The sequence below is a fragment of the Gabonia massiliensis genome, from assembly GCF_001403595.1.
In the GTDB taxonomy this organism is placed as follows: domain Bacteria; phylum Bacteroidota; class Bacteroidia; order Bacteroidales; family Coprobacteraceae; genus Coprobacter; species Coprobacter secundus.
The window spans coordinates 236,774-251,545 of record NZ_LN877938.1; the positions used below are offsets into that span (position 1 = coordinate 236,774).

Below are 14,772 nucleotides of genomic sequence, written 5' to 3' on the forward strand. Positions count from 1 at the left end.
TCTTCCTTTAATGTTGAGACTGATATCATTATTGTTGACTCGAATTCTATTCTATATAATGGATTATAACTACTTCATTAAATTTATGTATAATTTATTATAAAAACAAATTTATTAGTTGATTTTTTATATATTCATTAAAAATATGTTTGTAGATATATAGAAAACAAAATAATCTTGTATAAATTTTATAGAAATTATTTGTTACATTTATGCCCATTTTCATTTAAGCATCATAATATGGATAGTTTCGATATAAAAGTAATGGCTGAAGAAAATCAGCGTAAAGCATTTGAGATTATCAATGATATCCAGATAGTCAGTTGTTGGGAGTCGATAGGAGCAGTTCCCGGCCTTGTAGGATCTTTATCGACGGGTCTTCTGATGAAGCATAGAGATATCGATTTTCATATCTATTCGTTCCCTGTCGATATTAAAAAAAGTTTTGAGGCAATAGCTAAAATTGCCGAACATCCTCGAATTATACATATAGAGTATACTAATCTGTTAGATACGGATGAGGCTTGTATTGAATGGCATGCCTTATATGAAGATAAGGATAAAATGCACTGGCAAATAGATATGATTCATATAGAAAAAGGGTCAAAGTATGATGGTTATTTTGAAAATGTAGCCAGGCGAATAAATGAAGTGTTAACTCCGGAAATGAGAATGGCTATATTGTCTCTAAAATATTTTACTCCGGATGATGTTTCGATAATGGGAATAGAATATTATAAAGCGGTCATAAAGGACGGTGTACGGACTTATCCGGAATTTCTCGAATGGAGAAAAAAATATCCGGTTACCGGAATAGAAGAATGGTGTCCGTAATTTAATTTCTAATATAACGTTTCCTTTCAGATGATAAAAAGATGATATGGGATAAACCTTCTAATTTTATATATAATAAACGTTTAAATAGCCATTACGCTATCGAAACTTTTTGTCTTATAACGGAAACGCGCGTAAAACAAACATCCGGCGGTTGTCAGCCCCAGAGGGAAGCCCCACCAAATGCCCATGGGACCGCCATCGAATATAACTCCGAACAAATATCCGCAAGGCAAGCTAATCATGAAATAACTGATAAATGCAATTACAGCCATGGGCTTCATATCGCCTACTCCTCGGAGTGCATTGGCATAAGCTACTTGTAAGCCGTCTCCGAACTGATACACGACTGTTGGGATTATCAGTAAGGCTACGATATGGCTGACTTCGTCCGAATCGGTAAATAAGTATCCGATATGCTCTCTCAAGAAAAGCATAAGCAGGGCGATAAATAAAGACATTGTCAGTATAACATGGAAGCCTGCATTCGCTATGGGCTTTATATCGGTATAACGTCCGGCTCCTCCGGCATTACTTACTAAAATTGTAGTTGCAGCTCCAATACCGTAATATAGCATGAACCCGATGGTTGTAAATGTCGCTACTACTTGATGGGCTGCTAATGCAGCACTACCAAACCATCCCATCATGATTACGCTGAGATTGAAAGCTCCTGTTTCCATTCCCATTTGGAGTGCTATGGGTAAGCCACTCTTTACTAAAAAAGAGAATGTATTTTCTTTATCTTTATAGTGGTAGAACCCTTTTTTGAAACGACTATAACGGGTTGTAAAGAAAAATATAAATATGAAAAGCAGTAAATTGGATATTCTGGATGTCAATGTAGAGATACCGGCTCCTAACAATCCAAGCTCAGGCATCCCTATATGACCGAAGATAAGAATATAATTTCCTATAATATTCAGTACATTGCCGCTTAATAGAATAAACATAGAAGTGCGGGTATCCATTATACCGTCGGCAAATTGCTTGAATGAGTTGAACAACATAATAAAAACCAATCCGGATAATTGAACCAGATAGTATGGTTTGATTAATGGATACAGGTCTTCGGGCTGTCCCATTTTCTCAATATTGAAATAGACAACGGTCATAATCAGTATGAGGCACAAAGAAAGGATGAAATTGGTATATAGGCTGTATCTTAAACTTTGACCTGCTTTTGCTACATGATTTTTGGCAACTAAAGCCCCGATTAAAGGTGTCAGTCCGAGAGAAAATCCCATGCCGAACATGATCGGTAAATTGAATAGGTTATTTACGAAAGATGCCGCGGCCAATTCTTCAGAAGTATGGTGTCCTACCATTATATTATCTGCGAAACCGACGATGATAATGCCTAACTGCCCTATCATAATAGGTATACCGAGCTTTAATAACTCTATATAATTCTGTTTGTAACGATTAATGAAATTACGCATACCGACTTTTTCAAAACGGATGCAAAGATAAGTTTAAAAATAGTTCTAAATATATTATTTTACAAATAAAACCTATATTTTGATAGAAAACGTTTTAAAAATTTATCAGAGAAGTCATGAACTTATCACGGGGGAGAAATGTTTTAGAAGTGCAACAATTATTTTGGTCCTATATGGACTTCTTAAAAAAGGTACAGGGGCATTCTCTATTTTGATTGACTTTTCCATTCTCTTTACTGAATTGCCCGAATGTCTCTGTACCTATTTTTTTATCCAATGCAAAATAGTATCGACTTTTTCGTCCATAGGGAGTAGTGCATCGAGCCAATGTATTGTAAAGCCTCTGCGTTCCATTCCGCGAAACCATGTCATTTGTCTTTTGGCAAACTGATGTATGGCAATTTCTAATTTCGAAATCATTTCTTCATAGGATAATTCCCCGATGATATATTCTGTCAGATATTTATATTCCAATCCGTAATATATCAAATCTTCGGCAGGTATGCCTTCGTCCAATAATTTTTTTACTTCTTCGACCATCCCTTCGTCCAAACGGGAACGCAAACGTGCCGATATTTTTTCTCTCCGCTTTTCTCGTTCAATATCAACACCGATAATAAAACTTTCGATGGGTTTGTCTTCCAAGGTACCAGGGGGCTGCAAACGATAATATTCGGCTATTTCGATGGCTCTTATCGCCCTTTTGCAAGAATCTACATCTGTAGTATTGTGTAACGTCTTATACGTTTTCAGAATGGCTTCCAGCTCAGGGAGGCTTTTTTGTTTTAAACTTTCTCTTAAATCTTTATTTTCCGGAACTTGGGGCATACTATATCCTTTGAGTACCGTTTCGATATATAATCCGGTGCCGCCACATAATATGGGAGTTTTCTTCCGGTCACAGATATTTTTGTATATGATTTTGAAGTCTCGTTGGTATTCATATAGATTATATTTGTATCCGGGTTCGCATATATCAATCAGATGATAGGGAATAGTTGTATCTCCTATTGTATATTCAGATAAATCTTTTCCTGTGCCGATATCCATACGCCGGTATATCTGTCGAGAATCGGCACTAATGATTTCTGCATCTAATTTTGCCGCTAAAGAAACAGCTAAAGCAGTTTTGCCTGATGCCGTCGGTCCCAGAATAGTAATCAGATTTGACATAATTTATTTTATGGTGTTTTCCGCTTTATATTGATATGCTAAAAGTATGGTATTTTTCAAAAATTCAAACTCTTGTTCGAAACACTCGCTGAATATATGGTGATTCAGATTATCTTCAATATGAGAATTATTCCAGAACCATCCCTTCAAATTGGCAATGCGTTTCAGGTCATCTTCATTCTTTACATTCAACACACATAACAGAATGATACGGCTCATGTTTTCTTTTTCATATTTAGTCTTTAACAACTGACGTACAGCCAAGTGGGGAGATTCGGACAGTCCGGAGAGCACTCGGTCTATACTTTCTTCGACACTTTCTCCGTATTTCAAATCATAAGAAAACGGAGTATCTACCGCAGCTTCAGATATGGATAAGGGGTTGTTATTTTTCTGCAAATATATCTTGGAGCCACATAATGCTATGATACGTATGTGTGGATGAGTATATCTTTTCCCGGCTTCCAAACTTGCTTGTTCTTCTATACATCCGGTGACATTCATATTTTTGTCTATAATAGGGAGCCAGGTTTCTTTACTCAACATCTTATTGAGAAGAATGAATCGAATGATATCGTAAATAAAGAATATGAGTATTAAAATCAGATTTAAATAATAGTTTAGAAAACGAAACAATCCCGGATATAGTTCTCGTCCTTCGACATTAAATAAAATGAGGATTGTCAGGTAAAGACTGAATCCGTACAATAGTATTTTCGATATATAATTGAACTCATGTACTTCGGTTCCATTTTTTATTTTACGCGAAAACTTCCGTCGCAAAAAATTGCGTATCATAGGATATACATCCCTAACTGAAATCAAACTTATTAAATACAGTATAAATATGATTACGGTATTGGATACGATAAATAAGGAATTGTAAAAGTAAAGTTTCAGAAAAGAAAATCCGACCAATGTTATTGCTGAGGCAAAAAACATATATAGTGGATGAAATCCTTTTATTTTTCTAAATAATAACCAAAAAAATAGTGAGATACCTATCCACAAAGAGAGATTTACGGTTTCCCTCTCTGTTATATAGTTATTGGCCAGCATCACTATAAAACCTGGTAATAATCCTAATGTCTGAAGAGATAAGAAACGTCGTTTATATATTTTCTTATGTTTCATTTCCAAATAACGCTCGGCACTTTATTCTATTAATCTTAATAGCTACTTACTATGATAACCAACATTTGACGACACCTAACCATTCTTGCTATTATTTATTTGGATGTCCATCGTAAAAGCTCTAACACTACCGATTATAGCGATTGTACCTTCCCTACAAAATATTAAACTTATTTATTCAAAAAAGAATTGATGCAGCTAAGATGCGCTAAATTTGTGGATTATGCAAAAATAAAAGTATAATTAACATTATGTCGGAAAAATCTGATTATCGTTTTAGCATAAAATATTAAAAATTCGAATGTTTGCTGATTTACAGCATTTAACTGTAATTATGAATCATGGAGTAAAGCTCTTTAAAATATCACATATTATAAAAAAATATAGGGAAAAAGTTTTACTTTTACTCTTTCCCTATATTTGTTTTTTTTGCAAAGACGATTTATTTATTATTTGTTAACTGTGTTTTTAAGAAATTGCAGACTTTAGTATATAGATGCAAGCGTGTATTGCATCCGGTTATATGATGGTCACGATTTGTATATATCTGCATATCAAATTGTTTATTTGCCTGCACTAATGCTTCGCTATACTGCAAAGTATTCAGATAATGGACATTGTCATCGGCGGTACCTGATATAATCAAAAGGTTTCCTGACAGTTTATCGGCTTTTTCTAATGGAGAGGATTCTATATAGCCTTCCATATTTTCTTTTGGTGTACGCATATACCGTTCTGTATAAACTGTATCGTAATACCTCCAATCGGTAACGGGAGCTATGGCAACTCCTGCTTTAAACACACCAGACGATAAAGACATCGACATCAAAGTCATATATCCTCCAAAACTCCAGCCCCAAATTGCTATATTTTTATTATCTACATATTCTAATGAGCCTAAGTATCGAGCTGCTGCAATTTGGTCTTGTGCCTCGGCAATACCTAATTTAAGATATACTGATTTTGTAAAAGCTTCACCGCGACCTCCTGTACCGCGGCCATCGACACAAGCTACGATAAAACCATTGGAAGTCAGGTACTGTTCCCAATCGAATGCCCATTTGTCCAAGACCATCTGTGAACCGGGACCGCTATATTGTACCATGACAACCGGATATTTTTCTCCTTCTTTAAAATTTGAAGGTTTCATTATATATCCGTTCAAATCGATACCCACATCATTTTTGAAAGTAAAGAATTCTTTATGGGAATAATGGGTAGATGACAGCAGGGTAATCAATTTTTTGTTATCTTCCAAAACTCTGATTTCTTTGCCTTGTTTGTCATTTACAGTATATCTGAGAGGTGTATCTGCATTGCTGTATGCATTTACAAAATATGTGCATGATGGATTGAATGTCGCTGAGTTTGTCCCTTTTTTTGTAGAAATCTTGGTGATTTTACCTTTAGTATCTACTTTATAAACTGCTTGGTACAAAGGCCCTTCTGCATTTGATTCATAGTAAAATTCATTTTTCCCATCATATCCTAAGTATCCGGTTACATCCCAGTTTCCTTTGGTAAGTTGCCGAATAAGGGTTCCGGTCAAGGAGTGTTGATATAAATGACGATGTCCGTCTTTTTCTGATGCAAATATGAAAAATTCCGGATAGAAAGTTACATAATTTTTGTTATCCGGGTCTATCCAATATTTGCTTTGATCCTGAATCGTCAATTTGCTTATCCCGGATTTCGGATTTGTTGCATACATTCTAAATTCATCCTGATGGCGATTCAATGTCATGACTGCCAATTGGTCGGGATTTTTAGTAAAACAGATACGAGGAATGTACCCATCGGAATCTAAAGGGACATTCATTTTTTTTACTGCTCTGGTCTCGACGGTATATGTGTATACTCCGACTGTAGAATTCTTTTGTCCGGATACTGGATATTTATATTTGAATTCACCCGGATACAATGCATATTGTGTCAACTGAGGGCATTGTCCCTCAAATAACTGAATCGAATATTCCGGCACCTCAGTTTCGTCAAATCGAAGGAATGCAAGGATTTTATTATCAGAAGACCAGGCTAATGTATTAGTTTCTGCAAATTCTTCTTCATACACCCAATCGGTAGTTCCATTTATTATTTTGTTTTTGCTCCCGTCTGTTGTCACTTCAGATTCGGTTCCATAATCCAATTTTTTCAAATAGATATTGTTGTCTCGAACAAAAGCTACCATACGACCGTTGGGAGAAAATGTTGCAATTTGCTGTTTACCTTTGTCGGATAAAGGTTTTACTAAATTTCTTTTTATTTCAAAAGTGTAATAATTTGCTTTGAAAGAACGCCTATATATACGTTCTACGTCTGTGTATAGCATGATTTTAGTCTCATCCTCACATAGAACAAAACCGTCAAAAGTCTCAAAAGGGCACTCTCTTGCTTTTTCTGCATTGAAAAGTGTATCTACTGCTTTTCCTGTACGGTACGCATATTTTACAATCATCTTTTTATCCGGAGTTTTTTGTAAATAATGTATGCCATCGCTCAATGGATAAAAGGTCTCCTGATATTTCTGAGTGTATTTGCCCGACACAATGTCCTTTAAATCCAAATCTCCTGCATACACTGCAGGCTGTAATCCCGCAAATAAAATTGCAGCCATATAAAATATACGCTTCATGATATAATTTCGTTTTTAAATTTTCACAAAGGTACATAATCATAAAGCAAATGAAAAATTCATATGCAAAAACTCCGTTAAATTGTCGTTTTTTTGTTGGCAAATCATCAAAGCACAATCAAAATTAATACATTTGCATTCGTTATAAATATTGAAATATGGACTATGGATTCGTGAGGGCTGCTGCAGCCATACCTAATGTGAAAATAGCCGATTGTGTGTTTAATGTGGAACATACGGCTCAACTGATAAAAGAAGCCTCTTCAAAGGGAATACAAATAGTGGCTTTTCCTGAGTTGGGCATTACCGGTTATACTTGTGGAGACTTGTTCGGACAAGAATTGTTATTGGAGGAGGCTGAGAAAAATTTGGGTGATTTACTCGATATGACGTCTTCCCATTCTATTTTATGTGTCGTCGGAATGCCGGTGCAGGCCGATAATCAGTTGTTCAATGCGGCAATAGTCTTCCAGCATGGGAAAATATTAGGGGTTGTTCCTAAATCATATTTGCCTAATTATAAAGAATTTTATGAAGAACGATGGTTTGCTTCGGCCCATGATACAGGTTGCAACGAAATATGTTTATGCGGCCAAGAGGTTCCTTTTGGCAACAAATTACTTTTTAGCGGTGGCAATCTTGTTATAGGAATAGAGTTATGTGAAGATTTGTGGGTACCGATTCCTCCCAGTTCTGATTTGTGCTTAAACGGAGCGAATGTTATCATTAATTTATCGGCCAGTAATGAGCTGATAGGCAAACATGATTATTTGAAATCATTGATAAAACAACAGTCGGCCCGGTGTATGTCTGCATATGTATATTCTTCTGCAGGCTTTGGAGAATCATCTACTGATGTTGTATTCAGTGGAAACGGTATCATTGCCGAAAATGGAGAATTACTTGCCGAAAGTACGCGATTCTGTATGGATGAGCAGTTAATTTATACTGAGATAGACATAGAAAGATTACAGAATGACAGACGGCAGAATAGCAGTTATATGTCATGCAGGACCGGAAAGGATAATAATTACCGTACCGTAAAATTTGAACTACCGACTACGCAAGTCAATCTTCTTTCGAGAAAAATAGGTGCATATCCTTTTGTGCCGAGTGAAAATGAAAAATTGTCTTCGCGATGTGAGGAAATATTTAATATCCAAATTTCCGGTTTGGCAAAGAGAATCGTGCATACCCATACGCAATCGGCTGTAGTAGGAATATCCGGGGGATTGGATTCGACGCTGGCTTTATTGGTGTGTGTAAAGACTTTTGATAGATTGGGCATATCCAGAAAAAATATATATGGAATTACCATGCCCGGATTTGGGACAACCGATAGAACATATCGCAATGCCATAGGTTTGATGAAGTTTTTGGGTATTTCTGTTAGGGAAATTTCTATAAAAGATGCTTGTATGCAGCATTTTAAAGATATAGGACATGATGTTTCCGTACATGATATTACTTATGAAAATTCACAGGCGAGAGAAAGGACCCAAATACTGATGGACATAGCAAACCAGGTTAACGGGTTGGTTATCGGTACCGGAGACTTATCAGAACTGGCTTTGGGATGGGCTACGTATAATGGAGACCATATGTCTATGTATGGTGTCAACGGCAGTATTCCTAAGACTCTGGTTCGTTATTTGGTACGATGGGTAGCTCAAAATGAGACAAATGATGATACTCGTAAGACTTTGCTTGATATTGTGGATACTCCTATTAGTCCGGAATTGATACCAGCAGATGAGCATGGAAATATAAAGCAAAAAACAGAGGACCTTGTAGGGCCTTACGAACTTCATGATTTCTTTTTATATTATTTTCTCAGGTTTGGTTTTCGTCCGCGAAAGATATATTTTTTGGCTCTTCATGCTTTTAAAGGTAAGCATGATTCTGCAGTTATACAAAAGTGGCTATATACTTTTTTCAGGCGTTTTTTTAGCCAGCAATTCAAAAGGTCTTGTCTTCCAGATGGTCCAAAAGTCGGTTCGGTAAGTTTATCTCCTCGAGGGGATTGGCGTATGCCCAGCGATGCAAGCAGTGATTTATGGTTGACTGAATGTAAAAGTTTATAAAAAAATCCGGTAACCACCTATATTTAATGCGGTTACCGGATTTTTTTATATTGTTTGTCTTCGAGAGAATAAAGAAACAAATTCTTGTTTGATATTTGTACGATATCATTTTTTTTCGCAATCGCAATCTTTAAATTTCCGTTCTTCTTTTACAATTTCTTGTTTTATGAGTTTTGAATTTTGGAATGTGAAAGATGTGGTGACAATATACCAACTACCTTTATATAGTTCTTCTTTATATAATAATTTTTCTTCTTTCTGTCCGTTGTCGTTATAATTCATTTCTTGACTGAAAGGCAGGCCATATTTTGCTAAAAAATCTTGTTTACTTATACCCAGGCTTATAGCCGAAGTTACGAATTTACTTGCTTGCTTATTTGTATAGCAGCCGCCTAATAGGAAAAGACTTATATACCAGATAAATAATTGCTGTTTCATGTACAAGCCGATTATGTGAGTGTGAAAATGTATGTTTACAAAAGTTTGATTTATCAGTTTTTCATAAAACTTGTTTTTAGTTAGTTATATGGACTGATGAAATTTTATTACAGAGTTGCTGGCAATGTTTTATTCTTTAAAATTGATTTTATTTTTTTCTGCATCCCATATTAATTCTTCTCCCGGTACCAGATATATTTCTAACCGGCGGTTACGGTCACGATTTACTTCCGAAGTATTGGAATATAAGGGGTTCTTGCTGCCTTGAGCATAAGTGACTACGTATTCCGGAACAGCTCCGTATGCCAAAAGCCACTCTTTTACAGCTTCAGCTCTGATGCGGGTCAGATTTTCGGTATATGCTTGAGTTCCTGTATCATCTGAGTGGGCGACAATAAGGATATGATAATAATCGGGAATTTGGGTATATCGTATGAAAGGCCGGAGCATCAGGTTTGCCCTATTCCAGAGGGTTGTATCGTTGGGCTGAAACAGTTGGGACATGGGGATTACGACTTTTATGACTTCTCCGTTTCTCACTGTAGATACTTTTATTTGTTTTATCTTATACAACCGACGCATCTCCTGCAATACTGTTTTCCTTATTTGGGGCAAGGCTTTAGCCGAGATGGCAGGTACCATGCAATTTCCTTCTAAAGTGAAATTTTGTATGTTAGGATGTACATATACCGTATCTTTTTTGTTCCACCAGAAAATTTTTTTCCAAAAAGGAATTTTTTCACTTTTAACAACGGTAATGGGTGTGTTATCTTGGGAAAAAACCGATGTCATCGGAAATAAATATATACACCCGATTAGAGAAAACGATAATATAATCTTTCTTTTTATCATCAAATTTCAAACAATCATCTAAAAACCATAAAAACAAACACAGAAAAATAGTTATTGCAAGCAACCTTTTTTCTGTGTCAATATACTATCAAACTTTATATCGTTCTATGTATAGGGCACAATCAATTTATTATTCTTCGAACATCCCCAATGAATCACAATAGCCTAATTCCCCTTGAACCACGAATTGTATTTCGTCCGGTTCGAAATTAGTAAAGCCATTTCTTTTTGCATTTTTTATGACGTAATCAATAAGTTCGTCTTCGTCTATGTTGACTTCGTCATCAGCTTCGTCATCCATGAAACCTTTCTCTTCATAATATTCATAAATCAGGTCGATGATATAATTAATATCGTCGTCAGAGAATTTTTCCTTTAATTCCTGTGGGAGATAATTTCGAATGAATTTCACAGAATCACCTTCGTCATAATCGAACAAATCATCTTGCTGGCTCATAATCTCATTAATTAGCGGTTTATTGGGTAAAAGTAAGAAACACGATTGAGTTTTGCAAGGGATGTTTCAAAAAAATAAGCTTCCGTGTCTGTCAACCATATTCAAAAGCGATATCGTAATCCGGCAGAGAATAGTCCGGTAGTCCCGAAGCCCAATTCTAAAAATCCGGCAAGAGACTTCCCTATTTCGATACCTACCGGGGAAACTTGCCATGCCAAATATGCATTTTTACTGTGGTAATCCCCTACTCCCGTAAAGTATTCTTCTTTGTCGAAAGATAATACTAGCCCAATTCCTATCCGAGTATACATTGTAACCAAGGGCTTATTGAACCAATTGAACTTGAACATCGGCATGATAGTATGGAAAGAAGTCCGAGATTTACCTATTTGTAAATTGTCAGAATAGATGTCTTCTTTCATTCCTGAATAGGAATATATGGCTCCGAAAGCAACTCTTGAGTTTATCCGATAATTATACATCAGATTCAGTGCACCCCAGCTGGTACTGTTTCGCGAACGGGTTTGTGCACCTTCGATTGCACCAGTAATTGCATCTGAAAATAAATCGGTAAACGTATCCATCCAGCCGGTTATAGGTAGAATACCATAACTAATTGAAACTTCATGGCGTTTGTGAGCATAAGATGATTCGGCAAATGATGCCGAAAAAAGCGGTATGGTCAAAAAATTGGCTATAAATACTAAAATATATTTTTTCATCATATTTCTTTATTTTCATAGTAATAACCATGTTATAGAAACATTTGTTTTTAACGATGTGAAGAATATTTTCCGGAAATGTTTCAGACTTTCAGATAACTGCTCTTTTTCCTGTTTGTCTGATTGAATGTTGTCCTCTTCATAAAAAGGAAGATTATAGCCCGAAGAGATTTCCTAAGATAATTACGGGAAAAATATAAATAGGGCCTAAAAGTCCCTAATATTTTTGGTTATTAGTCAGGTTCTATATACATTTACACCTCCGAAAAACAAACTGAAATATATTATATGAAAAGAAGAACCTTAGTTCTTGCATTGGTAGCGGCCGTTACATTAAGCGGGATGACGCCTAATGTTTATGCAAGAAAAAACAAGAAGAGTAAGAAGAGTGAACAGGTAGCCAAAAAGGATACTACCGCTAAGGAATCAAAGTATGACAAACTGATTAAAGGGGCTAAGACTCAAAAGGGGCTATTTACAACTCATGTCAATAAGGATAATGTGTTGTATGTGGAAATACCTGATTCAATTATGGAACGTACTTTTTTGATTTCTAATCGGCTGGCTTCTACCAGTAACAGTTCGTACTATGTAGCAGGCCAGATGATTACGAAACCGTTTATGGTAAGGTTCAGTAAGAATAACCAAAGTGTATTTATGCATTTGGTACAGAACAGTAATGTCGTAGATAAGAATGATCCTATTGCTGCATCTTTTGAGAAAAACTTTACAGACCCGGTGTTGAAAGCTTTCAAAATTGAGACTACTCATGGAAAAAGTGTTGTCATAAATATGACGGATTTTTTCAAGGGTAATGAGAAAGCCATTACTCCTATGCCTGTATCATTGTCCCGTTCTGCACCAAAAGGGACATATGACGGAAGTGCATCCTATATAAAGGAGGTAAAAGCATTCCCTCAGAATGTAGAAATACGTTCGGTAATGAATTTCAATTCGGATAAAGGCCCGTATACTTTCACTATGCATCGTTCTATCGTATTGTTGCCGGAGACACCGATGCAACCACGTTTACAGGACAATCGTGTGGGATATTTCTCAAGCAGTAAAAATATATATACAAGTAATGCCGATAAAATTGACAAAGAAACATATATACATCGTTGGAGACTTGAGCCGAAAGATAAGGATGCTTATCTCAGAGGTGAATTGGTAGAGCCGGTAAAACCTATTGTATTCTATGTGGATTCGGCGTTTCCTGATAAATGGCGCGATATTATTCGTCAAGGAGTGGAGGACTGGCAAAAGGCATTCGAAGCTGCCGGATTTAAAAATGCTATTATAGCTAAAGATTATCCTAAAAATGATCCTAATTTTGACCCAGATGATATGCGCTATAGTTGTATAAAATATGCAACTACAAGTGTTGCTAATGCTATGGGACCAAGTTATGTTGACCCTCGTAGCGGTGAAATTCTGACAGCTGATGTTATCTGGTATCATAATGTAATATCGTTGTTGCACAACTGGCGTCTGGTACAGACAGGCGCTGTAGACCCTCGTGTACGAAAAGCCGTATTTGACGATGATGTCATGCGCGAATCTCTCCGTTATGTAGCATCGCACGAGATAGGGCATACTATCGGCCTTATGCATAATATGGGTGCCAGTTATGCCTTTCCTGTAGATTCTCTTCGTAGTGCATCATTTACGCAAAAATATGGGACAACTCCCAGTATTATGGATTATGCCCGCAATAACTTTATCGCACAACCTGGTGATTATGAAAAAGGTGTGCGTTTGATACCTCCTATTTTGGGTGTATATGATATATATGCAATCAACTGGGGATATCGCCTTATTCCTGGTGTGAAATCTCCGAAAGAAGAAAAAGCTACTCTAAACAAATGGATTGCAGAAAAAAGCAATGACCCGATGTTTGAATTTGGGGCACAACAGTATCCTATGACTTTCGACCCGACCGACCAAACGGAAGATTTGGGCAATGACCATTTAAAAGCGGGCGATTTGGCTATCAGCAATTTGAAGTATATCATGAATAATTTTGAAAAATGGTATTATAATGAAGGTGATACATATGATGATGTCATCGATGTATACAAATCTATATTATCTCAATATGCCCGTCATTTACGCCATGCCTATCCTTATTTGGGTGGGTTCATATTCAAAGAAGTACGTCAGGGAGATGACCAGTATGCTGTAAGCTATGTAAGTAAAGCTGAGCAGAAAAAAGCGATGAAATGGATTCTAAATCAGGCAAGGACTTGTGAATCATGGATAGCTCCTACCGACCTTTTACGCAAGATAGATGCCAGTTACGGTATGACGGCCGGAGTCCTTGTAAAATCAGTAGCTTCTGCCTTACTCAACTCAGGAACATTGTATCGTATACAGGAAGCTAGTTTGGCAGATCCCAAAAACAACTATACATTGAATAGCTATATGGATGATGCCATTGCAGAACTATTTAAAGCAACGTACCAAAATAAGGCTTTGGATTTGGTAGAGAAAGATATACAGGCTAATGCTGTTGCTCTGATGATAAAAGCCAGTGGTCTGAAAGCTTCTGAACCTATTAAGGTTAGAGCATTAGAGGCTGAAAAAGCATATGAGTCGGTTATTCACGAAACTGCATCAGCTACCCTACCCTGTAGTCTTGAGAAATGTGAACACAACGATATGGACAATAATGAAGAGTCGTTTACCCGTATTCTCCTCGGACCGGGGTTGAATCAAACTTATTTAGCTCCTTTAATGGCTGGAAGTCTGAAAAAAATATCGGCTTTGTACAAACAACACAGAGCGGCTACCAGTGATGCTGCTACTCGTGATTTTTATGACTACCAGATTATAACTATCGATAATCTTTTCAAAAAATAATCACGATATTTTTATTATATAAAGAGAGGTTATTCATGATTTGGATAACCTCTCTTTGTATTTTATTAGTTATGAATCTCAATAATTTATTCAAATAATTGTCGAGACAAATATTTAAAGTCAGTTTAAATTTTTCAGTAGA

General features: G+C 36.3%; 11 protein-coding genes. 3 read left to right on the forward strand and 8 right to left on the reverse strand.

The features are described from left to right. Positions 1 to 240: 240 nt before the first annotated feature. Complete coding sequence (locus tag BN2628_RS03145; RefSeq protein ID WP_021930508.1) at positions 241 to 834, forward strand: hypothetical protein; 594 nt, start codon at positions 241 to 243, stop codon at positions 832 to 834. Positions 835 to 917: 83 nt separating this feature from the next. Here BN2628_RS03145 and BN2628_RS03150 read toward each other — a convergent pair whose 3' ends face one another. The 4 genes from BN2628_RS03150 to BN2628_RS03165 form a co-directional block, all read right to left on the reverse strand. Continuing rightward, the gene (locus BN2628_RS03150) at positions 918 to 2,276 is read right to left on the reverse strand and encodes an MATE family efflux transporter (RefSeq protein WP_055095999.1); all 1,359 of its coding nucleotides are present in this window, start codon (positions 2,274 to 2,276) and stop codon (positions 918 to 920) included. Between the two features lie 261 nt (positions 2,277 to 2,537). After that, a complete protein-coding gene (gene miaA, locus BN2628_RS03155; protein WP_055096001.1) occupies positions 2,538 to 3,449 on the reverse strand; it encodes a tRNA (adenosine(37)-N6)-dimethylallyltransferase MiaA in 912 nt (303 codons plus the stop codon). 3 nt (positions 3,450 to 3,452) lie between these two features. Beyond that, on the reverse strand, positions 3,453 to 4,583 hold the full coding sequence (locus BN2628_RS03160) for a hypothetical protein (RefSeq protein ID WP_055096003.1): 1,131 nt from the start codon (positions 4,581 to 4,583) through the stop codon (positions 3,453 to 3,455). 442 nt (positions 4,584 to 5,025) lie between these two features. After that, a complete protein-coding gene (locus BN2628_RS03165) occupies positions 5,026 to 7,215 on the reverse strand; it encodes a S9 family peptidase (RefSeq protein WP_055096005.1) in 2,190 nt (729 codons plus the stop codon). 158 nt (positions 7,216 to 7,373) lie between these two features. On the opposite strand from BN2628_RS03165, the gene BN2628_RS03170 reads away from it, so the two are divergent. Continuing rightward, positions 7,374 to 9,299 carry an NAD(+) synthase gene (locus BN2628_RS03170; RefSeq protein WP_055096006.1) on the forward strand — a complete coding sequence of 642 codons (1,926 nt, stop codon included), beginning with the start codon at positions 7,374 to 7,376 and terminating at the stop codon, positions 9,297 to 9,299. Positions 9,300 to 9,404: 105 nt separating this feature from the next. Here BN2628_RS03170 and BN2628_RS03175 read toward each other — a convergent pair whose 3' ends face one another. The 4 genes from BN2628_RS03175 to BN2628_RS03190 form a co-directional block, all read right to left on the reverse strand. Beyond that, the gene (locus tag BN2628_RS03175) at positions 9,405 to 9,737 is read right to left on the reverse strand and encodes a hypothetical protein (RefSeq protein ID WP_055096008.1); all 333 of its coding nucleotides are present in this window, start codon (positions 9,735 to 9,737) and stop codon (positions 9,405 to 9,407) included. Positions 9,738 to 9,866: 129 nt separating this feature from the next. Beyond that, the gene (locus BN2628_RS03180; RefSeq protein WP_200755500.1) at positions 9,867 to 10,529 is read right to left on the reverse strand and encodes an OmpA family protein; all 663 of its coding nucleotides are present in this window, start codon (positions 10,527 to 10,529) and stop codon (positions 9,867 to 9,869) included. Positions 10,530 to 10,719: 190 nt separating this feature from the next. Further along, on the reverse strand, positions 10,720 to 11,046 hold the full coding sequence (locus tag BN2628_RS03185) for a hypothetical protein (RefSeq protein WP_021930499.1): 327 nt from the start codon (positions 11,044 to 11,046) through the stop codon (positions 10,720 to 10,722). Between the two features lie 101 nt (positions 11,047 to 11,147). Continuing rightward, a complete protein-coding gene (locus BN2628_RS03190; protein WP_154668386.1) occupies positions 11,148 to 11,771 on the reverse strand; it encodes a hypothetical protein in 624 nt (207 codons plus the stop codon). Between the two features lie 285 nt (positions 11,772 to 12,056). Between BN2628_RS03190 and BN2628_RS03195 the strand changes: the two genes are divergently transcribed. After that, positions 12,057 to 14,630: a zinc-dependent metalloprotease gene (locus BN2628_RS03195; protein WP_021930497.1), complete on the forward strand. Its 2,574-nt coding sequence runs from the start codon at positions 12,057 to 12,059 to the stop codon at positions 14,628 to 14,630. Positions 14,631 to 14,772: the final 142 nt, after the last annotated feature.